Source organism: Salinicola endophyticus (genome assembly GCF_003206575.1).
GTDB lineage: Bacteria > Pseudomonadota > Gammaproteobacteria > Pseudomonadales > Halomonadaceae > Salinicola > Salinicola endophyticus.
On the sequence record NZ_PZJO01000006.1, the window covers coordinates 143,956 to 169,604 of the forward strand.

Below are 25,649 nucleotides of genomic sequence, written 5' to 3' on the forward strand. Positions count from 1 at the left end.
GCGGTGGCATTCGCGCGCCGGCCGACGGGCATACGATCGGTGACGGTGGGTCCGCACGACGCGCTCGGGCGAAGACGCGCCGGCAAGGCTGCGTCAACGCGGGGCGGCGCTGGCGGAAAGGTCAAATTAGCATGCAAAGCGTATTCTGCGAAGAGGGGCCTTGGCCGTGCCGCCGGGGCGGCCAAGGCATCATCGGCTCAGCCCTTGAGCGCTTCGAAGCCGGGGGCGGTCAGTGTGATGGCACACTCGATGATCTCGTAGTCGGCGAGATCGTGGCTTTGGAACGGATCGGTGGCCAGGCACGCCTCCAGCGCCGGGCGCTCGGCGTGGGAGAGCAGCACGCCGCCACTGCGCGGCACCTTGCGCCCGGAGGCGATCAGCAGCCCGCGGGCGTAGGCGTCCTCGAGCCACGCCATGTGGCCTTCGATATGCGCCTCGATACGCTCGAGAGGCACCTTGTAGGTGAGTGAGACGATGAACATGCCGCGGCACTCCTTGTCGGTTTGTCGATACGGGTCATGAGCCCCCGAGAGGGGGAAATCAAAAAGAACCCGCCGCGACGCCCCGGGCGGGGCGTCTCGACAGGCTCTGGTTTGCAGCGGTGGGTCACCACCGGTCCGGCGTCACCGGTCAATCACGACCGGTGAGCGGCGGCTGGGCGCCTTTGTGGCTCAAAGACACCGCGCTCAGGTCTCGTCGGTCACCACGTGCTCGCTCTCGCGGTCGAGCAGATAGCGCGTGAGCAGGCCCACCGGACGCCCGCTGGCGCCTTTCTGCTTGCCGCTGTGCCAGGCGGTACCGGCGATGTCCAGATGCGCCCAGGGGTAGCTGTCGGCGAAGCGCGAGAGGAAGCAGGCGGCGGTGATGCTGCCCGCCGGACGCCCACCGATATTGGCCAGATCGGCGAAGTTGGACTCCAACTGGGCCTGGTAGTCGTCCCACATCGGCATGTGCCAGGCGCGGTCCCAGGCGGTTTCGCCGGCTTCGAGCAGGTCGAGGGCAAGGTCGTCGTCGTTGGAGAAGAGCCCGCTGGCGTGGTCGCCCAGGGCGATCACGCAGGCACCGGTGAGGGTGGCGATATCGACCACGCTGGCCGGCTGGAAGCGCTCGGCGTAGGCCAGGGCGTCGCACAGCACCAGGCGCCCCTCGGCGTCGGTGTTGAGGATCTCGACGGTAAGCCCCTTGAGCGTCTTGACGATATCGCCCGGCTTGATCGCGCGGCCATCCGGCATGTTCTCGGCGCTGGCGACAATGGCGATCACGTTGAGCTTGGGCTTGAGCGCGATCACGCTCTTCATGGTGCCGAACACGCTCGCCGCGCCACACATGTCGAACTTCATCTCGTCCATGCCGGCGCCCGGCTTGAGCGAGATGCCGCCGGTATCGAAGGTGATGCCCTTGCCCACCAGCACGTGGGGCGCCTCTTCGGCGTCCTCCGCGCCCAGATACTTCATCACGATCAGCTTGGAGGGCTCGGCGCTGCCACGGCCCACGGCGAGCAGGGAATGCGCGCCGAGCGCTTCGAGTTCGGCTTCGTCGAGCACCTCGACCTCGAGGCTGCCGCCGGCTTCACCGGCCAGCGTCTCGGCCTGATCGGCGAGATAGCTGGGGGTGCAGATATTGCCCGGCAGGTTGCCCAGGGTCCGCGCCAGGTTGACCCCGTCGCCGAGGGCGGCACCGATGCGCGCGCCGCGCTCGGCGGTTTCGCTCTGGCCGCTGTCGGCGATCAGCAGCTCGACCCGGGCGAGGGCCGGCAGCGGGCTCGGGGTGGATTTGCACGCGTTGAAGCGGTAGACCGCCTGGGTCGCGGCATCCAGGGTCATCTGGGTGTTCCAGGCGATATCGCGGTCGGCGATGACGGCATCGCTGAAGCCCACCGCGACACTGTCCGCCGGCAGCTTGGCAACGGCGGCGAAGGCTGCATCCAGCGCCTTGCGCAAGCCACCCTCGTTGAACTTGGCGCGCTCGCCCAGACCCACCAGCAGCAGGCGCTCGGCGGAGAGGCCCGGGGCGAACGGTATCAGTTGCACGTCGCCCAGGTTGGGGGTGAAGTCGCCGCGCGCCAGCAGCTGCGCGATCAACCGCTCGCTGGCGTCATCCAGCTTGGCCGCGGTGGGCAGCAACTCGCCATCCTGGAACAGCGGCACCACCAGACAGGCAGTCTCGACCTTGGCCGGGTTGACGCTGAGTACGGAAAATTCCATGTCGTCTCCAATGAACGATTGCGCTGGCTTCGCGTCACAGGTCTCGGCAACGAGACAAGTGCGCGGGGAATCGGGATAATGGCCGGGGCCGCGCCAGTGCCCGGCGCAGCGCCCGGTGTTGCAGGCGCAGCCCGCAAGACGCCTCAGTTTACGCAAAGCGGGGGGACGATGCACAAGCCCACCCGCCGCCGGAACGCACGCCGTGCGCTGGCAGGAAGCCAGATCAGGAGTCGATGTTGATTGTATTCCGCTATTTGACCCGCGAGATCCTGCTGACGATGTCAGCAGTCGCCGGCGTATTGCTGCTGGTGATCATGGGCAGCCGGTTCATCCGCTACTTCACCGACGCCGCCCAGGGCGAGCTGCCGCTCAGCGCCCTGGGTTCGCTGATGCTGTTCCACATGCCCAGCTTCATGGAGCTGGTACTGCCGCTGGCGTTCTTCATCGCCATCCTCCTCGCCTACGGACAGCTCTATCTCAACAGCGAGATCACCGTGCTGGTGGCCTGCGGCATGAGCCCCAACCGCCTGCTCCAGGTCACGCTGCTGCCGGCACTGCTGATCGCCGCGGTGGTCGGCGCCTGCAGCCTGTGGCTGACCCCCTACGGTGCGCTGCACAACGAGCGTCTGATCGAGCAGCAGAAGAGCCAGCTCGACTTCTCGCTGCTCACCCCCGGGCGCTTCCAGGATTTCGGCAGCGGCCGTACCGCCTACACCCAGTCACTCAATGACGACCATTCGCGCATGGAGGATGTCTTCATCAGCGAACAGGGCAAGGGCAGTGATGGCGGCCAGCAGGTGGTGACCCGCGCCGAGAGCGGCTACCAGACCGTCGATCCCAAGACCGGCAGCCGTTTTCTGGTGCTCTCCAACGGTACCCGCTACAGCGTCGACCCGGGTAGCCCGGTGGCCGAGCGGCTCGCCTTCGGCAGCTATGCGGTGCGTCTCTCCACCGACGGCGAGACCGATATCGGCGACGACACCGAGCTGATGAGCACCGCGAAGCTGATCGATCAGGGCGACGACGAGTCGATGGCCCAGCTGCAGTGGCGCCTGTCGATGCCGCTGATGGTGCCGATCCTGACCCTGCTGGCGCTGCCGCTATCGCGGGTCAATCCGCGTCAGGGGCGCTTCGCCAAGCTGCTGCCGGCGCTGTTCCTGCATGTCAGCTATCTGAGTCTGCTGCTCGCGGCCCAGGACGCGATCGCCCGTGGCAGCCTGCCGGCGGGCGTCGGCATGTGGCCGATCCACGGCGTCTATCTGCTGCTCGGCCTGATTCTGCTGCGCCGCGACCAGCGCCAAGGAGGCCGCTGATGCTGCTCGATCGTCTCGACCGTTACATCGCGCGCAATGTCCTCGGCGCCATGCTGGTGGTGCAGGTGATGGTGCTGGGGCTCGACCTGGTGATCTCCTACATCAACGACCTCGGTGATGTCTCCGGCAACTACTCCGCCTTCGACGTGCTGCTCTATCTATTGATGCGGCTGCCGTGGCGCTTCTACGAATACGCCCCGGTGGCGGTGCTGATCGGTGCGCTGGTGGGGTTGGGGTCGATGGCCTCGAGCAACGAGCTCACCGTGATGCGCGCCGCCGGGCGCTCGCTCGGACGCATTCTGATCGGGGTGCTCAAGCCGCTGCTGCTGGTGATCCTGATCACCATGGGCATCGGCGAGTTCGTCAGCCCGGCCACCGAGCAGCACGCCGCGGCCTGGCGCCTGGAACAGTCCGAGGGCGCCGATGCGGTGCTCGAACGTGGCGGTGGCTGGCAGCGTGAAGGTGACAACTTCTACCGCTTCGGCACCATCCGCGCCGACGACACCGTGATCAACGTGCGCCGCTACGAGTACGACGGCCAGCGTCTGGTGGAAGCTTCCGAGGCCCAGCGCGCGGTGTGGAACGGCAAGGCGTGGACGCTGGAGAACGTCAAGACCACCTACTTCGACGCCAACGGCACCCGGGTCGAGTCCCAGCCCACCGCCACCTGGCACACCGATCTCACGCCGGCCCAGCTCAATCGCCTGCTGCGCCCGCTCAACAGCCAGCGCATGAGCAGCCTGTGGCAGTACGCCAGCTATCTGCGCTCCCAGGGGCAGGAGGCAACCCAGCCGCTGCTCTACTTCTGGCAGAAGAGTCTGCTCCCGGTCACCCTGGCGGGGCTGGTGCTGCTGGCGGCGTCGTTCGTGTTCGGCCCGCTGCGCAGTGTCGCTGCCGGCACGCGGATCTTCTACGGCGTGATCGTGGGGCTGTCGTTCAAGTACCTGCAGGATCTGCTGGCGCCCGCCTCGGTGCTGTTCGGTTTCTCCCCGTCGCTGGCGGTGGTGGTGCCTACCGCGGTCTGCTATCTGCTCGGCTTCTGGCTGCTGCGCCGCACCGGCTGATCCTGCCCGAGCGCTTCGCTTCCCCGCTCATCGCACAAGACGACGCCGCACTCCTGGAGTGCGGCGTCTTGCGTTGGGGCGTTTCACGTGAGGGCGTTTCACGTTGGTTCGTTTAGTGTGGGTTCGGGGCGTCGGATGGCGTCTGAGCCCCGGGATGCGGTGGTCGGTCCGAGCGAGAGGGCGGAAGAGGGCGGCTGATACCTGTGCTAAGTCTGCGCTAAGGAAGCGGCGCTAACGTGAGCGAGATGATTGTGATTCGGACTTGAAAGTGCCTATGCGAATCATTTACATTCACTCCTACGTTGAGTGCGAGGATCTGCCGTGTACGTCTGTCTCTGCCAGGGTGTCACCGACCGCGATATCGAAAACGCCGTGAGCGATGGCGCCCGCAGCTGGCGCGAAGTGCGCGAAGTCACTGGCTGCGCCGGCCAGTGTGGCAAGTGCGCCTGCACCGGCAAACGGGTGATGCGTGACGCGATCAGCGAGCAGTTGAGCTTCGACCCGGACCTCGCCTACGCGGTGTGACCTCTCGGGCGCCAGCCCCGCCGCGTGTGTCGCCTGTTGTTCGCCTCCTCTTTTTGCGTATCCACTTTTTGCGTCTTCACGACAGGTCGTATCGACAGCTTTCCCCGCCTTCGCGCTTTTGCCTTTCCGCATCACGGGTAGTCGTTATTCCTGCCTTTCCATGTGATGCCAACGCTTCCTGCTGCTGAACTTCCGCTAAGTAGTCCAAGTTGCCAGATATCCCCTAAGGGTAGGCGAGCCGGTGTGTCTGCGATGCGCGCCGGGCGCAGCGCGACTCGTTATCAGCCGCGTTATCACCTGCCAATCGCTGGCAGATGAGAAAATTTCGTAAGTTACTGTAATAGTTGTAATTTCTCGATGCCTTGTGGATACTGCCACCATCGGACCAGCGCCACCCTGTGGTAGCGTACTCCGTCAGGGAGCGCGCGAAGCTGCCTCCCCTCGCCAGTTACCCATGAGGAGAACACGACAATGAAAGGCGACCCGAAGGTCATCAGCTATCTGAACACCGTCCTCGGCAACGAGCTGGTGGCGATCAACCAGTACTTCCTGCACAGCAAGATGTACAAGGACTGGGGCTTCAACGTGCTCGCCAAGTGGGAGTACGACGAATCCATCGAGGAGATGCAGCACGCCGACAAGCTGATCGAGCGCATCCTGTTCCTCGAAGGCATCCCCAACCTGCAGGATCTGGGCAAGCTCAACATCGGTGAGAATGCCAAGGAGATGCTGGAGAGCGATCTCAAGATCGAGCACAAGGCGCGTGCCGACCTGCAGGAAGCGATCCCCTACTGCGAATCCGTGCGTGACTACGTCAGCCGTGATCTGTTCATCAAGATCCTCGACGACGAAGAAGAGCACATCGACAAGCTCGAAGCGGAGCTGGGCCTGATCGACAAGGTCGGTATCCAGAACTATCTGCAGAAGCACATGTTCGGCGACGAGAAGGAGTGAGCGCAGTCTGCACGCGCTCCGCGGGCCGGGTCTGAGCTGACCCCGCCAGCGCCAGCAAGAGGCTGGAACCTAAAAGGCCCCGCTGTCATCGACAGCGGGGCCTTTTTCATTCTGCCTGCTCACGTCTTGGCTGCGGGCAAGGGCGCGGTAGCTGATGTGGGCGCAGCGCGCGCCAGCCACCCCAGGAGTGGTGGCTAGCCCAGATCGTTGACCAGCAGCGCCTCGACCGCCTCGATACGCGTCTTCAGCGTCTCGTCGTCGGCGGCGAGCACCGTGATATGGCCGATCTTGCGGCCCGGCCGGGGCGCCTTGCCGTAGTCGTGCCAGCGCGTGCCGGGCAGCGCGAGCACCGCGTCACGCTCGGGGAAGGCGCCGATCACGTTGAGCATGGCGCAGGGCGCCAGACGTGCGGTTTCGCCCAGCGGCAGTCCGGCCACCGCGCGCACGTGGTTCTCGAACTGGCTGGTGACCGCGCCCTCGATGCTCCAGTGGCCGGAGTTGTGCACCCGCGGGGCGATCTCGTTGGCCAGCAGGCCGGCGTCGGTGACGAAGAACTCGAACGCCATCACCCCGACATAGTCGAGCTCACGCATCACCCGGCTGGCGTAGTCCTCGGCCTGGGCCTGCAGCGGGTGCGCCACCTGTGGCACCGAACAGTGCAGGATGCCCTGACGATGCGCGTTGCGTACCACCGGCCAGTGGCGAATCTCGCCGTCCCGGGCGCGCACTGCGATCACCGAAATCTCGTGATCGAAGTCGATGAAGCCCTCGAGGATCAACGGCACGCCGCCGAGCTCGGCGAAGGTACCGCTGACGTCGGCAGGCTCGCGCATCACCTTCTGGCCCTTGCCGTCGTAGCCCAGGGTACGGGTCTTGACCACTGCGGGCAGGCCGATCTCGGCCACCGCGGCGTCGAGATCGGCCTGGCTGTCGATGCGTGCGATCGGCGGCACGGCGATATCCAGCTCGCGGAACAGCGACTTCTCCAGCCAGCGATCGCGGGCGGTGGAGAGCGCCTGGGCCGGGGGGAAGGCCGGGCGCTGCTCGGCGAGACGGGCGACCGCCTCGGCCGGCACGTTCTCGAACTCGAAGGTAATGGCATCGCAGCTGGCGATCAGCGCTTCGAGGGCCGTCGGGTCCTGCCAGTCGGCCTGCAGATGCTCACCATGCACCGCTGCGCAGGGTTCGCTGCCCGGATCGAGAAAGGTGAAGCGCAGGTCGAGCGGGGCGCCGGCCTGGGCGAGCATGCGGCCGAGCTGGCCGCCACCGACGATTCCGATTCGCATGATCAGCTCTCGCTCTGGTCGTGGTCGGGGGTGCTGGGGCGCGGATCGGGAGACTCGAGCACCTTGCGCGTCTGCTCGGCGCGGTAGGCTTCCAGCGCGGTGCGGACTTGCGGGTCGTGGTTGGCCAGCATGGCGGCGGCGAGCAGCGCGGCATTGATCGCCCCGGCGCGGCCGATCGCCAGCGTGGCGGTGGGGATACCCGCCGGCATCTGCACGATCGAGAGCAGCGAGTCGACCCCGGAAAGCGTGCTCGACTTGACCGGCACGCCCAGCACCGGCAGGCGGGTCTTGGCCGCGCACATGCCGGGCAGGTGGGCGGCGCCGCCGGCCCCCGCGATGATCACCTCGAGCCCACGCTCGGCCGCGGTCTCGGCGTACTCGAACAGCAAATCCGGGGTGCGGTGGGCGGAGACCACCTGGGTTTCATGCTCGATGCCGAGCTGTTCCAGGGTCTCGACGGTATGGCAAAGGGTCGACCAGTCCGACTTGGACCCCATGATGACGCCGACGCGTACGCTCATGCTTCCTCCCGGGGGAAAGGCTCGACCGCCGCGGCTTGTGGGTTGTCAGGCGGCGTCGAGATACGGTTTGGAAAGCGGCGCATTATACCCGTCATGGGGCCGCGCAGACAGCCACTCTCGGGGGGAGAAATGCGAGCAGGGCTTGACCGATCGGTCAGCGGAACGCCTTCTCCAGGGCGAAGCGCGGCACCGGTTCGCCGCTCACGTCGACCTGTTCGCAGAACATCTCCAGCGGCCGGGCCCAGAGACCGTAGTCGCCGTAGAGCGCGCGGTAGATCACCAGACGCTCTTCGCTCTCGCTGTGCTGGGCGACATCCAGCACCTCGTAGAGCTGGCCCTTGTAGTGGCGGTAGATGCCCGGAACCGGGCGGCTCGAATCACTCATGCGATGCGGACTCCTGCGTGGGGGAAGCAGCGGGCGAGGTGGCGTCCGGCTCGGCTACCGGGGGGCTCTCGGCGCCAGCTTCGGGCGCCGCCTGGGCGCGCCGCGCCAGCCGGCTGAGTACCCGCGCGGCGGCGGTGAAGCCGAAGCTGCCGGTGACCACGCTCACCGCGCCGAAACCGGCGGCACAGTCGAGCCGGGTGGCCTGACCCGGTGCCGGCTTGTGCTGACACACCTCGCCATCGCTGCCAGGGTAGACCAGTTGTTCGTCGGAGTAGACGCACTCGATGCCGAAGCGGCGCTTGGGATTGCGCGAGAAGCCGTAATCCCGGCGCAGCTTCGAGCGCACCTTGGCCAGCAGCGGATCGTGCTCGGTGCGGGTGAGATCCGCCACCTGGATACGGCTCGGATCGCTCTGGCCACCGGCGCCGCCGGTCACCGTGATTGCCAGCTTGCGCCGCTGGCAGTAGTGAATCAGCGCCGCCTTGGCGCCGACGTGGTCGATGGCATCGATCACGTGGTCGGCGTCGGCAGGGATGCGCTCGGCCAGATTGGTCGGGGTGATGAAGGCTTCATCGGCGACCACCTGGATACCTGGCCAGATCGCGCGGCAGCGCTCCGCCAGCACCGCCACCTTGGGCTTGCCGATCTCGCCGTCGAGGGCGTGGAGCTGGCGGTTGACGTTGGAGACGCAGACATCGTCGAGATCGATCAGGGTGAGCTTGCCGATGCCCGAGCGCGCCAGCGCCTCGGCGCTCCAGCTACCCACGCCGCCGACCCCGACCACTACCACATGGGCGTAGCGAAAGGCGTGGGCGGCGCGGGTGCCATAGAGGCGGCGGATACCGCCGAAGCGGAAGTCGTAGTCGTCGGTCATGGGCTCTCGGGGTTCGGTTCTGCCAGCGTCGCGGTGGCGGCCTGGGCGACGCTGGGCGGGTCGAAGCGGGCGCTGTCGCTACCGGTGTGGGCCTGCCAGCCGAAGCGCGCCAGCAGCGCGGCGAAGGCGGCATCCGGCGCCGCGGTCAGCGTCAGCCAGCGCTCGGCATAAGGGTGCCACAGGCGCAGCTCGGCAGCGTGCAGCAGCAGATGCGGGCAGCCTAGATGATCGCGAAAATAGCGATTGTGGATACCCTTGCCATGCTTGGCATCGTTGATGATCGGATGCCCGCAGCGCGCCAGATGGCGGCGGATCTGGTGGCGCCGGCCGGTCTCCGGGCGCGCCTCCATCAGCGCGTAGCGCGACTGCGGATAACGTTCGATCGCCACTGGAATCTCGACGCAGGCGAGCCGGCGCAGGTGAGTCAGCGCCGGCTGGGCCGGCATTTCCGCCTTGGGCCGGATGCCATCCTCCTCGCGCAGCGGGACGTCGACGCTCAGCGCCTCCGGCCCCCAGCCACGCACCACCGCCAGATAGCGCTTGGTCACCAGTTTGTCGGTGAACGCCTGGGTCAGTGCAGCGGCGGCCTGGGAGTCGAGCGCGAACACCAGCACGCCGCCGGTGGGGCGGTCGAGCCGGTGCACCGGAAAGACGTGCTGGCCGATCTGGTCGCGCAGGGTCTGCATCACGAAACGCGTCTCGCCGCGGGCCAGGGCAGTGCGATGCACCAGCATCCCCGGCGGCTTGGCCACCGCGATCAGCTGGGCGTCGCGATAGATCACTCGAAGGGGCGGCGTGGCGGCGGTCATCGAAATTGTCGGGGTCGTGGCGTGGGGCGCTATTGTCGGGGCTGGGCAGGGCGATCTCAAGTGTCGCCACGGCGGTGCCGTGCTAGGGTGCCCAGACAAGCGATGCGCCAACCCAGGGATCTTCCATGACCGACACTCGCTCCCTTCACCTCGTCGTGCTCACCGGTGCCGGCATCAGCGCCGAGAGCGGGCTCAAGACCTTTCGTGACGGCGACGGCCTGTGGGAGAACCATCGGGTCGAGGATGTCGCCACGCCCCAGGCGTGGGCGCGCGATCCGGCCAGCGTGCTGCGCTTCTACGACGAGCGTCGCGAGCAGACCCGCCGGGCCCGGCCCAATCCCGCCCACCGCGCACTGGCCGAGCTGGAAGCGGCCGGCTTCCGGGTCGACGTGATCACCCAGAACATCGACGACCTGCACGAGCGCGCGGGCTCGACCCAGGTGCTGCATCTGCATGGCGAGATTCTACTGGCGCGCTCCTCGGTCGATGATGGCCTGCGCTATCCGCTCACCCGCGGCGGTATCGCCCTGGGCGATCTCTGCGACAAGGGCAGCCAGCTGCGCCCGGACGTGGTCTGGTTCGGCGAGTCGGTGCCGCGCTACGCCGAAGCCTGCGATATCGTCGCCGAGGCCGATGCGCTGCTGGTGGTCGGCACCTCGCTGGCAGTGATGCCGGCGGCGCTGCTGCTCGAACAGGCACCGCTGGACGCCCCCTGCTGGCTGGTCGACCCCCAGGCGCGAGACCTCGCCCCGCCGGGCGTAGCGCCCATCGCTGAACCCGCCAGCCAGGGCGTGCCGACCCTGGTGGCGCATTGGAAGGCCCAGGGCGGGTTCGAGTAGTGGGGCCGAGTCGCGGCTCTCGATGAGAAGCTTCGACTGAGGGCTTTGAATGAGGACTTCGAGCAGGCATGTCGACGAGACGCTTCGATGAGCGCTTTCCCGAAGCGCTGAGGCCAGCGATGCCTGGCATCGGCGCCCGCCGAGCGGGTTCGGCTTTCGCCGGCCCGGGCCTTGCGGCATGATAGCCGGCTAAGGAATAGGCGCCAAAACAGACGCCAAGAGCCGTGCGCAGCGGCCATCACGATCATTCAACGCCAGGACACATCGTCATGTTCGAACGCATCAACCGGCTGTTCCCGGTCTGGGCCATCCTGCTGGCCACCCTCGCTGCCTTCCAGCCGCAGCTCTTCGTCGGCTTCAAGGCCGATATCAAGATGCTGCTGGTGGTGATCATGTTCGCCATGGGTCTGACCCTGACCCGCGAGGACTTCGCCCGCGTGGTCAAGGCACCCAAGCCGGTCGCCGTCGGGGTCGTCCTGCAGTTCTTGATCATGCCGCTCGCCGCGCTGCTGGTCTCCCGGGTGCTCGGCCTGGGGGCGGAACTCACCACCGGCATGGTGCTGGTCGGCGCCACCGCCGGCGGCACCTCGTCCAATGTCATGACCTGGCTCTCGGGTGGGCACGTGGCACTCTCGGTGACCATGACCATGGTCTCCACGGTGATCTCGGTGGTGGCCACTCCCTTCATCACCTGGCTGCTGGTCGGCCAGAGCATCGATGTGCCGGTGCTCGGCATGCTGCTGAGCATCGCCCAACTGGTCATCGCCCCGATCGCCCTTGGCGTGGTGTTCCACCATCTGCTGGGGGCGCGTATCCGTAAGATCGAATCGGCCCTGGCGACGCTGGCCATGGCGGCGATCGTGATGATCATCGCCATCGTGGTCGCGCTCAACGCCGGCAATCTGGCGACCCTGGGGCCGATCGTGGCGCTGGCGGTGATCGCCCATAACGCCATCGGGCTGGCGGGTGGTTACTGGCTGAGCCGCGCGCTGGGCTTCGATATCCGCACCGCGCGCACCATCGCCTTCGAGGTCGGGCTGCAGAACTCCGGCCTCGCGGTGGCCCTGGCCAACCAGTTCTTCACCGCTGGCGCGGCACTCCCCGGGGCGCTCTTCTCGGTCTGGCACAACGTCTCCGGCTCGCTGCTGGCCGGCTACTGGAAACAGCGCGGCGTGCCCGCCGCGAAGCAGCCAGAGGCCGAGCGCGCACAGGGCTGAGCGCCTGACACGGTCTCGTCCTCGCGCGGCTTCATACTCGCGCGAGTTCGTCCCCACGCGGTTTCGTACTCATAACCAAAGCCCCGGGCAGTCCGGCTCGGGGCGCGGGCTCACGCAAGGAGATACTCGAGATGGCGGATCTGAAACTCTTCTACGCCCCTGGCGCCTGTTCGCTCGCCTCGCACATTGCGCTGGAGGAGGCGGGCGCCGAGTTCGAGGCGGTGCGCATCGACACCGCCGCGGGCGAGCAGCGCTCGGCGGACTATCTGCGCATCAACCCCAAGGGGCGGGTGCCCGCGCTGGCGGTGGGGGAGACGGTGATCACCGAGAACCCGGCGATCCTGCGCTATGTGTCGCAGCGCTTTCCCGAGTCGGTGCTGTGGCCGAGCACGCTGCTGGAAGATGCCCGCTGCGCCGAGTGGCTCGCCTTTCTCGCCTCCGGCGTGCACCCCATCTACGCCCACGTGCGCCGTCCCGAGCGCTACGCCACGGGTGACGCGGCCAAGGCCGATGTGGTCGAGACCGCCCGCCGCAGCACCCGCGAGCTGTTCGAGATGATCGAGGCGCGCCTGGCCGAGCGCCCGGACGCCTGGGCACTCGGGGAGCGCTACAGCGTCGCCGATGCCTACCTCTTTGTCTTCTGGCAGTGGGGCGCCGGCGCCGTGCTCGGCTACGACATGGCCAGCGACTTCCCCACCTGGAGCCAGCACGCCCGGCGCATGCTCGCCCGACCCGCCGTCGGCCGCGCTCTGGCACGCGAAGGGCTCGACATCCCGACACCCTGAGCTATCCCGCTGCACCCAGGACGGGGTGATGGCATCACCTGTGGTCGCATAACTTTCCTTGATTGCTGCGCTTGGTACGCCGCGCAAAGTGATAGACTGCGCGGCCTTTCAGACTGGCTGGAGAGCGGCACCCGATGCGAGACGATGCCGACACGATGATGGCGCCCCAAGCGCGCGACCCCGAGACGACCCACGCGGCGCAGGACCCGGCGACCGGCCACCCGCGCCCGCCGCGGCGGGAGTTCAAGGCCCGCGGCAGTTTCGTCGAGCGCTGTGACGGTTGCCGCCTGCCGGTGCTCAACTGTCTCTGCCCCTACCGGGTGAGCACCACCAGCGAGGCCGAGGTGTGGCTGCTCACGCACCCGCTGGAGCACAACAAGCCGACCAACACCGGCCGGCTGATCGCCGACGTGCTGCCGCAGACCCAGGTGTTCGACTGGCACCGTACGGCGCCGGACGCGGGGCTGCTCGCACTGCTCGCCGACCGCCGCTACGTGCCCTTCGTGATCTTTCCCGACGACCAGCCGGACTACCAGCACCGGGTGGTCGACGAGCGCGCCGTGGTCGGCGTCAAGCAGGATGGCTTCATTCCCGTTTTCATCCTGCTCGACGGCACCTGGCGCCAGGCGCGGCGGATCTTCCGCAAGAGCCCCTATCTGGACGGCCTGCCGGTGTTACCGCTGCACACCGACCGCCTGACCCGCTACCGCCTGCGCAAGCCCGCCTCTGCTTCGCATCTGTGCACCGCCGAGGTTGCCGCCGAGCTGCTGCGCAAGACCGGTGACGGGGTCGCCGCCGACGTGCTCGACGACTACTTCGACGCCTTCAACGAAAGCTACGCCGCGAGCCGCTTCTACCACAAGATCGACAAGCCCAGCGCCCCCATGCAGCGGCTGCTCGACCGCCGCATGGCCGGCAGCGCCCACCTCGTCGATCCGCGCGGCTGAGCCCGCCGCCTTCGGCTCGAGCCGGCAGGCGGCTCGCTTGAGAGGGGCTTGGGTGTTATCGTCTCCGCCGTGCGCCCGAATAGCTCAATTGGATAGAGTACCGGCCTTCGAAGCCGTGGGTTGCAGGTTCGAGTCCTGCTTCGGGCGCCATTCCTTCCGCATGATCTTCCCCTCTTGCATCCGGCAGTGACCGGGAGCATCAACGCCGCTTTAGCGTGATCCATGTGACTATGCCAAAAACCTGTGGCTCTCGATAAGGAAGCGTCCATGCAAGAGACCGATACGCCCGCCAGCGGCGCAGCGCCGCGAGGCGATGGGGCCGGCCCCGCGAGGCCGCCGGCGGGAAGCGTTTTGATCCTGATCGATCAGCAGCGCTGCATGCAGGCGCTGGGCATCGCGCAGCGCAACAATCACGACGCAGAGACGCTGATCGCCGCGCTGCTCGGGGTGTGGCGGCAGCGCCAATGGCCGGTGGTTCACGTGCGCCATCTCTCACGCTCGGAGACCTCCGGCTTCCGCCCGGGGCAGACAGGTGCGGCGTTCCAGGAAGCTTTCATGCCGCTGTCGCACGAGGCTGTCTTCGAAAAGAACGTCCCCGACGCCTTCACCCAATCCGCTCTGGAAAGGTGGCTGCACGTGCGGGGGATTCGCCAGCTGGTGATCGTCGGCGTGGCGAGCGAGAACTCGGTGGAGAACACCGCGAGAAGTGCCGGCAACCTGGGGTTTACCGTCTGGGTGCCGGAAGCCGCCTGCTACACCTTTGCCAAGCTGGACTACGCCGGTGTATGGCGCTCGGCGGCGGAGGTCCACGCCATGGCGATGGCCAATCTGGACGGCGAGTACGCCAACGTGGTCGACCGCACCTGGCTACTGGCGGCGTTGGAAGGATGGCAGGCGGAATAAGCTGCCGAGTCGTTTCCCCACACGCTTGATCAGAGCACCCCAGGCGTACTCACGCCACCTTCTCGAGCGGTAGCTCGACCCCCAGGCGTGCCAGCATGCGTTGAAAATCCGCCAGGCTGTAGCGTTCATCCTCGGTTACCAGGGCGCGGATGCGGCCGCTGCCCGGCGTGCCTTCGCCCAGCCCGGCGACGATCGTCTCGGCGGGGTCGAGGAAGCGGCAGCCGGGACTGGCGGTCTCGAAGAACCCCTTGAGCCAGGGCAGGTGCGTGCTCGATAGTGTCAGCACCTCGAGCCCCGGCACCCGGTGATGCAGGGCTGTGACGAACTCGTTCACCTGCGCCTGCGTCCCCTCGGGGTCGAACAGAAAGGCGCCACTCTCCACCAGTTCCACCATCGCTGAGGCATCGATCAGGCTCACGGCCTCCGGCGCCGACGTCTGCCTGGCCACGAAGCTGCGCAGCTCGTCACTCTCGATCAGCGAGCGCACACCCATGATGCCGACCTTGTCATGCGGGGCGAGCGCCAATGCCTCGGCCAGGGGCGGAAAAACGCCGAAGAGCGGCAGCGGTGTGAGCGGTCGCACTCGCTCCAATACCGTGATTGAGGGTGCATTCGACGCCATCACGATGGCCGAAGGGGAGAAGCCTTCCAGAAAGCGCAGGGTGCGTGCCATCACCTCGGCGAGTTCGTCTGGCTCTTTACTGCCGTAGGGAAAGCTGGCGCGGTCGGCGAAGTAGATCACGTCCTGCTGGGGCAGGCGGCGCTGAATCTCCGCGACGATGGCATAGCTGCCGATACCGGCATCGAAGACGGCGATAGGGCGATTCAAGGCGCTCTCTGGCATGGAACGGTTCCCATAACGATGAATTCAGCGGTGCGACACGGCCAGGGCTCCCCCGGCGGCGACGAACAGGCTACCGGTGGTGCGATTGAACAGCCGCACGCGACGCGGTGTGGCGAACCAGCGGCTCACGCTGGAGCCGACCGAGGCGTAGGTGGTCATGGTGGCTAGATCGACGACGAGCCAGGTCAACGCCAGGATCGCGAACTGCGACCACTGTGGCTGGCCAAGGTCGATGAAGTTGGGAAAGAGCGCGCCGAAGAACAATAGATCCTTGGGATTGCTGATGCCCACGGTAAAACCCTTGGTGAACAGACGCCCTGGGCTCTGCCCAAGCGTGGGTGACGCGCTGTCTCCGGCCGGTACCGTGGGCGCTGCCGCCGGGGCCCGCCACGCCTGCACGCCGAGATAGATCAGGTAGGCCGCACCGACGACCTTGAGCACCAGGAAAGCCGTTTCCGAGGTGGCCAGAACGGCCCCGAGGCCCAGCGACGAGAGCGCCATCAAGGCGAGCGATGCCAGCGCGCCACCCACCACGGTGGCCAGGGCACGGCGGCGCCCGTGACGTAGCCCGTGATGCATGCAGAGCAGGGCGACCGGCCCGGGGAACAGAATCAGCGCGGTGATGACGCCGAGATAGGTGATCCAGAGGGCGAGATCCATCGTGTGATTCCTTGTCTTGAAAACGTGCGCCAAGCGCTACCTGGGTGATCGTCTCGATAAGTGCGGGCTGGCGCTAAGACGCGACAGCGCCGTTCAGGCGGCGCTTCATGATGTAGTCGTTATCCACCACATCGCCCATGCGAAATTCGTGAACGCCATCGATCACGAAACCGAGTTTCTTATAGAACGCGATCGCGGTGAGATTGTGCTCCCACACCCCCAGCCACAGGAGGGTGGCGTCACGCCGCTCGGCGATCTCCTGCGCCTTGTCGTAAAGGATTCGGCCGTAGCCTTGCCCCTGTAGTGACGCGAGCAGGTAGATTCGCTCTATCTCCAGCGCATCCTCATCATGATGCTCGGTTTGCGCCTCACCCCAGTTTACCTTGAGGTAGCCGCCGCATACGCCGTCGACTTCCAGCAGCCAGAATTCGGACTGGCCGTTCGCGATTTCGGTCGCCAGATTCGAAGACGCGAAGGCGGATTCGAGGTACTGCGCGATGACCTGGGCCGGGTAGTGAGGCGCAAACGTCTCGGTGTAGGTGGCTCTACCAATGGCAGCCAACACATCGATGTCTTGTTCTGTCGCCTGTCTGACGGTCGGGGGCATAGGTCCTCGCGTTATAATGCACATGGGGCGATGGGGATAGAGACGACAGCACGCGAACGGACCCAACATCAGTACTCCTGGGGCCGCTAATGCCTCACCAGATAGGTGGCCTGCACCACCAAGGCCAGCGTCAGCAGATGGCGACGTCCACCGGGTCTCTTCCTCTTGGCATCGATTGAGGCGGGCCGCGTAGCAGGCCTTCGAATCGAGCTTACCGCAGTGCCAGATGGCCTGTCGCGTTTGGCTAGACTCTCTTCGTCACTAAGCGGCTGAAAAATAAGGTATGCGCCGAAACTGGCTAGGCTCGAGCCATGACTATGCGTCAATTTACTCAGTTGAGGATTGATGTATGTCTATAGATCTATAGGCAGTCAGAGTGACATGTAGTTGGAATGCTCTGCGTCAGCGTAATATTTGACCAAACGCTAAGGGGTTGAAAATTTATAATTTAGGCAACATCTTGGTCGTTGTTGCCATATGGAAACCAATGGGTACGTCATTACGCTGGAAACTCCCCGTCCCGCCTGTGCGCTACATGGTCCAGTTTTGAGGCAGAGTTGCAGAGGGCGCCAAGCCGCTCCAGCGTTGGGGCGCCGGAGCGTGACATCTGTAAAAACAACGCGGAATGATGCGTATTGAAACGAATTCGACGAAAGGCGGGAAGCGCCGCATAGAGAAATGCAGCGGAATGTGGCAAATTGATGCATATGGTATTTTGGTGGAGCTTGAGAGATCTACCGGGTTCCTCATCAAAGAGCATGCTGGAAAGGCTATCAGCTCATTTTTCAGTGTTTTTTGTCAGAGTTTGCCTTGAAATAAAATAGTTAAGGTGGCGGCGTGAGAGTGTTAAGCGCGCACGCTCGTTCAAGTGAGAAACTCTGCCTGTTAACTAATGCCCGTTAAGTGTAAGGAAAGATATGGCCCAGAATCCGTTTTATGTTTACGCCTTGAAAGACCCCAGAGAGCGACCTGCCAAAGCCTTTTATATTGGCAAAGGTACTGGAAATCGCGCCTGGGAGCACCAGACAGTTGAAGACGACAGCGAGAAAGGCCTAGTCATTAAGGCAATACATGAGTCTGGCCATTCAGTGCTGCATACCGTCATTACTGACAACCTCAATGAGGAACAGGCGCTCAAAATTGAAGCAGAACTGATTGCCGCATTTGGCATACGTTCGCGGGGTGGGCTGCTTACAAATAAGATACAGCCGAATCCTGAGACGATCACAAAGAAGGTAAGAGCCAATATCCCAGAGGGTTGTTATGAAAAAGCTCAAATGGGACTCGGTATACTAAAAAGCGCAATTATGGAGCTGGCCAAGGCTAATCCAGAGGGTATTAAGAATTCTGATGCTGCCAAATACCTCGGGCTGCAGTCAGATTACGGCGGTGGTTCTAAAGACTATCTGACTTACAGTCTTCTTGGTTTATTGATGAAAGAAGGCCGTATCGAGCGGACTGAGAAAAGAAGGCATGTGGCCAAGTCTGAGTAAAATATTTAACAAGGCGCATCAGTGCGCGGCTGCGGCCGCCGGACGCCGGTAAACTCGCGCCGCTGTGCTTGGCGTTATATCAGTTTTGACTCGACATCCATTTATGCTCCTAATGCCCCTCGGAGCGGGATAATGGGCGCGCTCTTCTTGCTGATGGAACTGGTCGCCGTGGCGGCCTATGCCATCTTGGGTAGCCGCATCGGCCGCTATCTGCGCGGTGGGCGCACCTTGCAGTGGTTCAACCGGGTCAGCGGCGCTTTGATGCTGGCGTTCAGCGTGGGCATCGTGGCGATGAAGCGGCCGGTGGCATAACGGGTTGTGGATGGCGTTGGCCTGGCAAAGGGCATGGCAGCAAGGCAATACGATGAGACTTTGGAGATGACACCACGTCAGCAGGCGTTCGTGGCGGCTTTTCTGGCCACGCTGGAGGAACCGGAGCGGTACCGGGCATCTGCGATTCAGCCCGATATGTTCTGTGACAATCGGGCCGACGCGGATGAGTGCGCGCGTCTGGTCGATCAAGGGATCAAGCGTGCGAGCTGTAGTCTGTTGGCGGCCTACGAGATCGAGGGTATTGATAGACCAGCGCCCGGCGCCTTCACGCTGGTGGTCGATTGGGCCCAGAACCCGGTATGCGTGATCGTGACGACCCAGGTGGAGATCGCGCCTTTCGATCAGGTCTCCGCCGAGTTTGCTTATCTTGAGGGAGAGGGTGACCGCTCGCTCGCGCAGTGGCGGGAGACCCACCGCCGCTATTTCGAGCGCGCGGCCAGCCAGCTCGGTATCTCCTTCAGCCCGCAGGATCTGCTGTTGTTGGAGCAGTTCGAGAAAGTCTATCCCCTTTGATCTCCCTGCCGCCGGGCTGTGTGAAATCCTCTCCGGCGCTTCCGCTGTGGGTTGCTACGCTCAATAGGCAATCGAGTGGTTTCACCGACGCAAGGGAGCGTGTTCATGGCTAGCGCGACTCGACGCCGCTGGGTCGGCGTTTTTACCGTGGCGCTCGCGCTGCTGTTTCTGGCCATCGTGGTCGGGCCCTGGGCGTTGACGAAGTGGGCGGAGAGTCACTTTTCCCGTTCGCTGGGTGAGCCGGTCACGCTGGAGCGCCTCTCTTTCAATCCTTTCACCGCCACGGCGTCGTTCTCGTCACTGCGTATCGGCAGCGACAAGACGCCGATGCTCTCGGCCGCGTCGGGCCGGGTGGCGTTCGCCTGGGATAGCCTGTGGCAGCCGGGTATTCATATCGATTCCGTCACCCTGGGCTCGCCGCATCTGCATCTGGTCTCGCCCCTTTCCGGGCCGCTCAACGTGACGACGCTGGGAGCGACGTCTGGATCGGCCGGTGCCGGGCAGCCGATGCCGCTGACCATCGATCGGATCAGCGCCGAGCATGGGCGGATCACCTGGGTCGATCAGGCGGCCACGGGGCAGCCCAAGATTCAGGCGGACGAGGTCGATCTCACGCTCCATGGATTTCAGCGGCCGGGTGGCGGCCCGATGCAGGGGCAGGCCACGGCGTCCCTGGGCGGTGGCCAGCTCGATCTCGAGGGGAGTTTCGGCCTGCTGCCGCTGAGCGGCGATCTCACGCTGAAGGCGCAGCAGGTCAACGCCGCCGCGCTCGACCCCTGGTTGACCCGGGCGTTGCCGGCGCGGGTGGTGGGCGGTCAGTTCTCGCTCGATGGCAGGCTGCGCTTCGGGCAGGCGGTGGCTACCGCCGTGGCCTATCAGGGCGGGGTGACGCTGAATGGCTTCGAGACCCAGGGGTCGCAGGGCCAGCCGCTGTTCTCGGTGCAACAGGGCGTGGCCAAGCAGGTCGATTTCGCCAGCGACGACCACCTCGTCGTCGGCTCGCTGGCACTCACGGCGCCCAAGTTGAATGCGCTGGTGGATGATCAGGGGCGCTTCAATCTGACGGCGCAGTTCGGCGGCCAGCAGGCACAGGCGGGGCAGGCCCAGACTCAGAGCAACCAGGAGCAGACTCGGACTAGCCAGAACCCAAGCGATGGGGGCCAGAGCCAGAGCAGCCGGAAACAGGGCGGCCAGGACCCAAGCAACGGGCATCAGAACCCAAATAGCCAAGCTGATCGTCAATCCGGCGGTATGGCGCTGGCGCTGAACCAGATGCATATCGAGCAGGGCGAGATGACGTTCGAGGATCGCCGCATGTCGCCGGTGGTGTCGCTGGATATCGGCCAGTTGCAGGGCCAACTGACGGGCTTCGATACCCGCACCGCCAAGCCCGCCCAGTACCATGTCAACGGCAGCGTGAGCGATGGTACCCCGGTGATGATCGAAGGGGACGTGAGCTTTGGCGACACCCTCGGCGCGCGTATGCATTTGACCACCGAGCGGCTGGCGCTGTCCCAGTTCGCTCCCTATATCCGGCGCTTCGCGGGCTATCGTATCGAGCATGGCAGCGCCGATCTCGATCTCCACTATCGCTTGGAGGATGGCGCGCTGACAGCGCGCAACCACATTATCCTCAAGCAGCTCGACCTCGGTCGTGAGATCGACCCGGACGCCAGCTCGCTGCCGCTGAAGAATCTGGTGGCGCTGCTGCAGGCAGAGAACGGGGTGATCAATCTGAACATCCCGATCGATACCACCGTCAACGGCAGTCAGGTGGATATGAGCGTGGTGATCTGGCAGGCGATCTCTGAGTCGCTGGGGAATATCGTCACCTCGCCGATCGATTCGCTGCAGGCGCTGATCGGCTCCCCCGAGAAGGGCTCATGACCACGCCAGGGCAACTGACGCTGCGCTGCGACTGCGGCAATCTCGAGATCACTGCGCCGATACCGGTGCAGGTGACCGTCTGCAACTGTGGGATCTGCCGTCGCTACGCTGCGCTCTGGGCCTACTACTCCCCCGGCGAGGTCACCCTCCAGGTCGGCGAGGCGGGGGTGGCACTGTGGCAGCGCGGTGACCGCGAGATCGAGTTCGTGCGCTGCGCCCGTTGCGGTATCGCGCTCAATGCGCGGCTGGCGGAGCCGGCGCTGGCGGGCGTTCCGGTGCGCTAGGCGGACAACGCCTCGCGCTGAGCGGGCGCAATGAAAAGCCCGGCGCGATGGCCGGGCTCGACATCACTTGCGACGGGCGGCGGCGATGCTGCCGAAGCGGCGCTGGAACTGGGCGGCGCGGCCTTCGCTGCCGACTTCGCGCTGCTTGCCGGTGTAGAAGGGGTGCGAGGCGGAGGAGATATCCAGACGGACCACCGGGTAGGTGTTGCCGTCTTCCCACTCCATGGTTTCGTCCGAGCTCATGGTCGAGCCGATCTTGAAGTACTTGTCGACGCTGGTGTCGTGGAAGATCACCGTGCGGTATTCGGGATGGATACCGTCTTTCATGCTCTCTCTCCTGTAGCGATGATGGCTGGGTCAATGAGATCTGGGTCACTGACCCAATAGTGTTATGTTATCACATAGCTGTATAGGTGAGTCCAGCAGGTGAGTCTGCAGGGATGGGATTGCCATCAGCGGCGCCCGCTTCCTTTGGCCATGGAATCGCCAGGACGAGACTGCCCCATGACGCCTCAGCGACCTGTCGCTATCTGGGCGAGTCACCCGCCTACGTTCGTCAGCGCCGATCCGGTATCATCGTCGCGCTTTCTTGCGTTCTTCTCTTTCTCTGACAGGCAGCGGATATGCATAACGTCTACGTTCCCGTGGTGGGGATCCTCCTCGTCTTTGGTGCCATCTTCGGTTATCAGGCCTTTAACGATAGCCAGGTCGATGACAATGTGGCGCAGCTGATCGCCACCCAACGCGGGGTGGAGAAGGTCGAGGTGAAGGATCTCGACTCGGTGCAGAAGGGCTACGGCCTGTGCGGCCAGTACCGGGTGGCGGGGGAGACGGCCTATGCCCCGTTCTACTACAGCCAGGTGGATGATCGGGTCACGCTCGACACCCAGGCCAAGTCTTACCAGAAGTACTGCAGCCGCTGAGCGCGGAGCGGAGAATGTGGCGATAGCTGATGACCCAATGGCTCTGTCGCATTGCCGGTCGAGAAGCGTGGATCGACAGACCTGGAGCGAGAGATCTGGATCGAGAGACGTAAATCGAGAAGCGGATATCGAGAGGTGCAGTTCAATTGAGGGAGATCACGATGCGCAGACGTCTTGCGGTACTGGCAGCCGGTTTGGTGAGCGCGACGCTACTCGGCGGCTGCGCCCCGGCGCCAACGGCTTCGTCGGCCTCGGCTGCGCCGGAGGCATCGGCGGCAGCCACGCCGAGGGGCGCCTGCGACAAGCCGGCGGCGAACCCCATCCCGTCTCAGCGCTTCGATGAGACCGTACAGCAACTGGCGCACGCCACAGGGTGTTTCATCGACACCGATCTGGCCCGCACCGGGGCGGTCCGTGTCCACGCTGTCAGCGAGGCCATGAGCATTCGACAGGCGCTGGAGAAGGCGCTGGCGGGCACGTCGCTCGATATCGTCGCGCAGACATCGAACCGTATCACGGTGCGCTGACGCGCCGCCTGACTGCCGACTCGCCCGGCCACAGCGGCGGCCGGGCGGCGGTGCGGTTCAAATCTGCTGGAAGCGCTCGATACGATCGCGGATCGCGACTTCGGGGCCGACCAGATCGGTGAGGTCGCTTTCGGTCAGGCCAATATGGGTATGCCCGCGGGCGATGGAGACATAGGTCTCGCCCTCGCGGATCGCCTCCTCGACCATCAGCGACAGCTCCTTGCGGTCGTTCAGTGACGCGGGGTCGAAGGGTTGCCGGGCACGCTGCTGCTGCAGGATCTTCTCCTTGCGGCAGCGGGTCAGCAGGCTTTCGGTGATGAACGGTGTACTCTTCACGGGATCGATCCCCCTCGGTCAGGTCCACCTTGAGACTAGAACCGAGTGAGAACTTCTCTCCATTACCATTTGGGCGAATAGAGGCGCCGATGTGGCTGGCGCTTGCCGTCCGCAGCGCGGATCGGTAGGGTGGCGCGCTTCATGCCTAACGAACGCTCCCCTCATATGACTTCCGATCCCAACGCGCCATCGTCCAAAGGTGGCCGTTTTGGCGACCCCGTCGTACTCGTGCTCACTGTGGGTTTCATCGTGCTGTTCGTCGCCGCTTCGGCGATTGCTCCGGACACCGTGGCGCATCTGATCGACGTCGGCTTCACCCAGTCCGCGCGGCTGTTCGGTAGCACCTTCCAGCTCTTGATGCTGTTGACCTTCTTCATCGCCATCGGTGTGGCGCTCTCTCCGGCTGGCCGCGCGCGCATCGGCGGGCTCGACAAGCCGGACATGAGCACCTTCCGCTGGGTGTCGATCATCCTGTGCACGCTGCTGGCGGGGGGCGGGGTCTTCTTCGCCGCCGGCGAGCCGATCTATCACTTCGTGGTCACGCCGCCAGCGTTCGATACCCAGGCGGGTACGCCGGCGGCGGTGCCCAATGCGCTGGCCCAGGCCTTCTTCCACTGGGGCTTCACCGGCTGGGCCATTCTCGGCACGCTGCCGGTGTGTATTCTCTCGCACCAGCACTATCAGCGTGGCTTGCCGCTGCAGCCGCGCACGCTGCTGGCGCCGGTGATCGGCGACAAGCGGATGAAAGGTGTCCTCGGTGGCGTCATCGATGCCATCTGTGCCATCGCGGTGACCGCCGGCACGGTGGGGCCGCTCGGCTTCCTGGCGACCCAGGTCAGTTTTGGGCTCCACGATCTGTTCGGCTTTCCCCGCGGTTACGAGGTGCAACTGATGATCCTCGTCGGCCTGGGGGCGATCTACGTCACCTCGGCGGTGACCGGGATCGACCGCGGTATCCAGTTTCTCAGCCGCTTCAATGTGATCTGGGCCATGGTCCTGGGCGGCGTGATCCTGGTGCTGGGGCCTACCCTGTTCCTGGTCAATAGCTGGTTCCAAGGCTTCGGATCCTATCTCAGCCACTTCTTCGAGCTCTCGACCCTGACCACGGTCACCGCGCCGCTGGGCTGGCTGAAGTGGTGGACGGTGTTCTTCTTCGCCTGGTTCGTCGGTTTTGCGCCGCCGATGGCGATCTTCGTCACCCGTATCTCCCGCGGGCGTACCATCCGCGAGATGATCATCGCCACCGCGGTGCTGGCGCCGATCGTGACCACCGTGTGGTTCACCCTGCTCGGCGGCTCCGGCATCTTCTACCAGCTGCATGGGGTGATCGATCTGGCCGAGCCGCTCAAGAACTTCCAGTTCGACGTGGCCACGCTGACGGTGGCGCAGGCGCTGCCCGGCGGTACCTGGATGGCGCTGGCGGTGCTGGTGCTCACCACTATCTTCGTCGCCACCACCGGCGACTCGATGAGCTATGCGGTCTCGGTGGTGTGCGCGGGGCACGACGACCCGGGCGTGGCGCTGCGCGCCTTCTGGGGTGTCACCTTCGCGCTGATGGCGGCAATCCTGCTCTACATGGGTTCGGGCCAGGTCAGCGTACTGCAGCAGTTCCTGGTGATCCCGGCGGTGCCGGTGGCCTTCCTGCTGATTCCCACCCTGTGGCACGGGCCGCGGGCGGCGTATGCCATGGCCAGGGAGCAGGGTGTGCTCTGAGACCCAACGTCAGAGGGTGTTTACAAAGTCGACGCCCAGACGAAATAAGGCCCGGCGGGTTACCCCGCCGGGCCTTTTGCTACCCGCCCTCCCGGCAGCGCGGGCGGCCAGGGCGACGGTGCTTGGCGGCCATCGCGGCCGTCATGGTGCCTGGCTCATGCTCAGGCGTGGGTGGTCTCGAGCGTCTCGGCCTGAGTGGTGTCGCGCTGGGTTGCACCGCTCAGAGATGTGTCGCTCAGGCGCTGCTGCTGGCCGTTGATCGGAATCTGGCGCGGACGCTGCTCTTCGGGCACCACGCGCAGCAGGTCGACGATCAGCAGGCCGTTTTCCAGCCGTGCGCCCTGGACCTCGATGTTTTCGTCGAGACGGAACGAGAGCTTGAACGCGCGCTGGGCGATACCCTGGTGCAGGTACTGAACCTGCTGCTGGCCATCGCGCTCACCCTTGCCGGCGCTGATGGTCAGCACGCGCTTCTCGACGTTGACATCGAGCTCGCCCTCGCTGAAGCCGGCGGCTGCGACGGCGATGCGGTAGTCGTTCTCGCCATACTTCTCGACGTTGTAGGGCGGATAGCTGGGTACGTCGTTCTGCATCGCGGTCTCGAACAGATCGTTGAGCCGATCGAAACCGATGGAACGGCGGAACAGCGGAGAAAGGGACAGAGTATTCATGGTGCAACCTCCTGAATGACAGCGAAGTCTTGAGGTGCCCGGGCCCACCCCGGGTCACCGGTCACGGACCCGCTTGGCGGCGTCCGCTGTCGAGGGGATGACGCATGCAAGATGCCGTCTGCCAACTGGCGCTCTCTCAACGTTATGTTAAATAGGGTCGTTCAAGCAGCTTTCAAGAGGGGAAGTGAATCACGCCGCGATTTTTTTCATCCCCGGCTCTCAGCCCTGCTAT

30 protein-coding genes and 1 tRNA gene are annotated in these 25,649 nt (G+C 64.9%); 18 read left to right on the forward strand and 13 right to left on the reverse strand.

The genetic code is table 11. The annotated features are described in order from the left end of the window. Positions 1–197 precede the first annotated feature (197 nt). Both DOM66_RS14215 and DOM66_RS14220 read right to left on the reverse strand, forming a co-directional pair. Positions 198–482 (reverse strand): YciI family protein, encoded by a 285-nt coding sequence (locus DOM66_RS14215; RefSeq protein WP_110690625.1) that lies wholly within the window; start codon positions 480–482, stop codon positions 198–200. Positions 483–686: 204 nt separating this feature from the next. Beyond that, a complete protein-coding gene (locus tag DOM66_RS14220; RefSeq protein ID WP_110690626.1) occupies positions 687–2,204 on the reverse strand; it encodes a leucyl aminopeptidase in 1,518 nt (505 codons plus the stop codon). Between the two features lie 236 nt (positions 2,205–2,440). Here DOM66_RS14220 and lptF point away from each other — a divergent pair, with 236 nt between their 5' ends. The 4 genes from lptF (at position 2,441) to bfr (ending at position 6,060) form a co-directional block, all read left to right on the forward strand. After that, positions 2,441–3,517 carry an LPS export ABC transporter permease LptF gene (lptF, locus tag DOM66_RS14225; protein ID WP_188115195.1) on the forward strand — a complete coding sequence of 359 codons (1,077 nt, stop codon included), beginning with the start codon at positions 2,441–2,443 and terminating at the stop codon, positions 3,515–3,517. Beyond that, a complete protein-coding gene (gene lptG / locus DOM66_RS14230; RefSeq protein ID WP_110690627.1) occupies positions 3,517–4,581 on the forward strand; it encodes an LPS export ABC transporter permease LptG in 1,065 nt (354 codons plus the stop codon). Before lptF ends, lptG begins: the two co-directional genes overlap by 1 nt. A 321-nt stretch (positions 4,582–4,902) precedes the next feature. After that, positions 4,903–5,106, forward strand: a complete 204-nt coding sequence (locus DOM66_RS14235; protein ID WP_110674850.1) for a (2Fe-2S)-binding protein — start codon at positions 4,903–4,905, stop codon at positions 5,104–5,106. A 471-nt stretch (positions 5,107–5,577) separates the two neighbouring features. Next, positions 5,578–6,060, forward strand: a complete 483-nt coding sequence (bfr, locus tag DOM66_RS14240) for a bacterioferritin (protein ID WP_110674849.1) — start codon at positions 5,578–5,580, stop codon at positions 6,058–6,060. A gap of 194 nt (positions 6,061–6,254) precedes the next feature. On the opposite strand, the gene DOM66_RS14245 is transcribed toward bfr, so the two are convergent. The 5 genes from DOM66_RS14245 to DOM66_RS14265 all read right to left on the reverse strand — a co-directional run bounded on the left by DOM66_RS14245 (position 6,255) and on the right by DOM66_RS14265 (position 9,935). Further along, a complete protein-coding gene (locus tag DOM66_RS14245) occupies positions 6,255–7,346 on the reverse strand; it encodes a 5-(carboxyamino)imidazole ribonucleotide synthase (RefSeq protein WP_110690628.1) in 1,092 nt (363 codons plus the stop codon). 2 nt (positions 7,347–7,348) lie between these two features. After that, positions 7,349–7,867, reverse strand: a complete 519-nt coding sequence (gene purE / locus DOM66_RS14250) for a 5-(carboxyamino)imidazole ribonucleotide mutase (protein WP_110674847.1) — start codon at positions 7,865–7,867, stop codon at positions 7,349–7,351. Positions 7,868–8,021: 154 nt separating this feature from the next. Then, a complete protein-coding gene (locus DOM66_RS14255; protein WP_035473994.1) occupies positions 8,022–8,252 on the reverse strand; it encodes a DUF1653 domain-containing protein in 231 nt (76 codons plus the stop codon). After that, entirely contained in the window at positions 8,245–9,126 is an 882-nt protein-coding gene (gene tcdA, locus DOM66_RS14260; protein ID WP_110674846.1) for a tRNA cyclic N6-threonylcarbamoyladenosine(37) synthase TcdA, read from the reverse strand. Before tcdA ends, DOM66_RS14255 begins: the two co-directional genes overlap by 8 nt. Beyond that, complete coding sequence (locus DOM66_RS14265; RefSeq protein WP_110690629.1) at positions 9,123–9,935, reverse strand: pseudouridine synthase; 813 nt, start codon at positions 9,933–9,935, stop codon at positions 9,123–9,125. Before DOM66_RS14265 ends, tcdA begins: the two co-directional genes overlap by 4 nt. A gap of 125 nt (positions 9,936–10,060) precedes the next feature. Here DOM66_RS14265 and DOM66_RS14270 point away from each other — a divergent pair, with 125 nt between their 5' ends. From DOM66_RS14270 to DOM66_RS14295, 6 genes are all read left to right on the forward strand, one after another. Then, entirely contained in the window at positions 10,061–10,774 is a 714-nt protein-coding gene (locus DOM66_RS14270) for an SIR2 family NAD-dependent protein deacylase (RefSeq protein WP_110674844.1), read from the forward strand. Positions 10,775–11,043: 269 nt separating this feature from the next. Next, positions 11,044–11,991, forward strand: a complete 948-nt coding sequence (locus DOM66_RS14275) for a bile acid:sodium symporter family protein (protein WP_110690630.1) — start codon at positions 11,044–11,046, stop codon at positions 11,989–11,991. A gap of 131 nt (positions 11,992–12,122) precedes the next feature. Next, positions 12,123–12,776: a glutathione S-transferase family protein gene (locus tag DOM66_RS14280; RefSeq protein WP_110690631.1), complete on the forward strand. Its 654-nt coding sequence runs from the start codon at positions 12,123–12,125 to the stop codon at positions 12,774–12,776. 155 nt (positions 12,777–12,931) lie between these two features. Beyond that, positions 12,932–13,723, forward strand: coding sequence for a tRNA-uridine aminocarboxypropyltransferase (locus DOM66_RS14285; protein WP_110690722.1), 792 nt, complete (start codon positions 12,932–12,934; stop codon positions 13,721–13,723). A gap of 73 nt (positions 13,724–13,796) precedes the next feature. Next, positions 13,797–13,873 (forward strand) — tRNA-Arg (locus DOM66_RS14290). A 117-nt stretch (positions 13,874–13,990) separates the two neighbouring features. After that, positions 13,991–14,626, forward strand: coding sequence for a cysteine hydrolase family protein (locus tag DOM66_RS14295; protein WP_110690632.1), 636 nt, complete (start codon positions 13,991–13,993; stop codon positions 14,624–14,626). A 49-nt stretch (positions 14,627–14,675) separates the two neighbouring features. On the opposite strand, the gene DOM66_RS14300 is transcribed toward DOM66_RS14295, so the two are convergent. The 3 genes from DOM66_RS14300 to DOM66_RS14310 all read right to left on the reverse strand — a co-directional run bounded on the left by DOM66_RS14300 (position 14,676) and on the right by DOM66_RS14310 (position 16,737). Further along, positions 14,676–15,470 (reverse strand): glutamate racemase, encoded by a 795-nt coding sequence (locus tag DOM66_RS14300; protein ID WP_110690633.1) that lies wholly within the window; start codon positions 15,468–15,470, stop codon positions 14,676–14,678. Between the two features lie 24 nt (positions 15,471–15,494). Then, positions 15,495–16,130, reverse strand: a complete 636-nt coding sequence (locus DOM66_RS14305; protein ID WP_110690634.1) for a LysE family translocator — start codon at positions 16,128–16,130, stop codon at positions 15,495–15,497. Between the two features lie 73 nt (positions 16,131–16,203). Next, entirely contained in the window at positions 16,204–16,737 is a 534-nt protein-coding gene (locus DOM66_RS14310) for a GNAT family N-acetyltransferase (RefSeq protein ID WP_157959054.1), read from the reverse strand. A 917-nt stretch (positions 16,738–17,654) separates the two neighbouring features. On the opposite strand from DOM66_RS14310, the gene DOM66_RS14315 reads away from it, so the two are divergent. From DOM66_RS14315 to DOM66_RS14335, 5 genes are all read left to right on the forward strand, one after another. Continuing rightward, positions 17,655–18,230, forward strand: a complete 576-nt coding sequence (locus DOM66_RS14315; RefSeq protein ID WP_110690636.1) for a GIY-YIG nuclease family protein — start codon at positions 17,655–17,657, stop codon at positions 18,228–18,230. A gap of 132 nt (positions 18,231–18,362) precedes the next feature. Beyond that, a complete protein-coding gene (locus DOM66_RS14320; protein WP_110690637.1) occupies positions 18,363–18,542 on the forward strand; it encodes a hypothetical protein in 180 nt (59 codons plus the stop codon). Between the two features lie 66 nt (positions 18,543–18,608). Continuing rightward, on the forward strand, positions 18,609–19,076 hold the full coding sequence (locus DOM66_RS14325) for an ASCH domain-containing protein (RefSeq protein ID WP_157959055.1): 468 nt from the start codon (positions 18,609–18,611) through the stop codon (positions 19,074–19,076). A gap of 105 nt (positions 19,077–19,181) precedes the next feature. Then, positions 19,182–20,963: a DUF748 domain-containing protein gene (locus DOM66_RS14330; protein ID WP_110690639.1), complete on the forward strand. Its 1,782-nt coding sequence runs from the start codon at positions 19,182–19,184 to the stop codon at positions 20,961–20,963. Further along, positions 20,960–21,247, forward strand: a complete 288-nt coding sequence (locus DOM66_RS14335) for a GFA family protein (protein ID WP_223161990.1) — start codon at positions 20,960–20,962, stop codon at positions 21,245–21,247. The genes DOM66_RS14330 and DOM66_RS14335 overlap by 4 nt, the downstream gene beginning before the upstream one ends. A gap of 63 nt (positions 21,248–21,310) precedes the next feature. On the opposite strand, the gene DOM66_RS14340 is transcribed toward DOM66_RS14335, so the two are convergent. Beyond that, positions 21,311–21,574 carry a type B 50S ribosomal protein L31 gene (locus tag DOM66_RS14340; protein WP_110674835.1) on the reverse strand — a complete coding sequence of 88 codons (264 nt, stop codon included), beginning with the start codon at positions 21,572–21,574 and terminating at the stop codon, positions 21,311–21,313. Between the two features lie 296 nt (positions 21,575–21,870). Between DOM66_RS14340 and DOM66_RS14345 the strand changes: the two genes are divergently transcribed. Both DOM66_RS14345 and DOM66_RS14350 read left to right on the forward strand, forming a co-directional pair. Beyond that, positions 21,871–22,170 carry a YfgM family protein gene (locus DOM66_RS14345; RefSeq protein WP_110674834.1) on the forward strand — a complete coding sequence of 100 codons (300 nt, stop codon included), beginning with the start codon at positions 21,871–21,873 and terminating at the stop codon, positions 22,168–22,170. Positions 22,171–22,331: 161 nt separating this feature from the next. Next, positions 22,332–22,697, forward strand: coding sequence for an STN domain-containing protein (locus DOM66_RS14350; RefSeq protein WP_110690640.1), 366 nt, complete (start codon positions 22,332–22,334; stop codon positions 22,695–22,697). A gap of 57 nt (positions 22,698–22,754) precedes the next feature. On the opposite strand, the gene DOM66_RS14355 is transcribed toward DOM66_RS14350, so the two are convergent. Further along, on the reverse strand, positions 22,755–23,033 hold the full coding sequence (locus DOM66_RS14355) for a hypothetical protein (RefSeq protein ID WP_110690641.1): 279 nt from the start codon (positions 23,031–23,033) through the stop codon (positions 22,755–22,757). A gap of 165 nt (positions 23,034–23,198) precedes the next feature. Here DOM66_RS14355 and DOM66_RS14360 point away from each other — a divergent pair, with 165 nt between their 5' ends. Then, positions 23,199–24,746 (forward strand): BCCT family transporter, encoded by a 1,548-nt coding sequence (locus DOM66_RS14360; protein ID WP_110674830.1) that lies wholly within the window; start codon positions 23,199–23,201, stop codon positions 24,744–24,746. A 161-nt stretch (positions 24,747–24,907) separates the two neighbouring features. On the opposite strand, the gene DOM66_RS14365 is transcribed toward DOM66_RS14360, so the two are convergent. After that, on the reverse strand, positions 24,908–25,417 hold the full coding sequence (locus tag DOM66_RS14365; RefSeq protein WP_110690642.1) for an Hsp20 family protein: 510 nt from the start codon (positions 25,415–25,417) through the stop codon (positions 24,908–24,910). Positions 25,418–25,649: the final 232 nt, after the last annotated feature.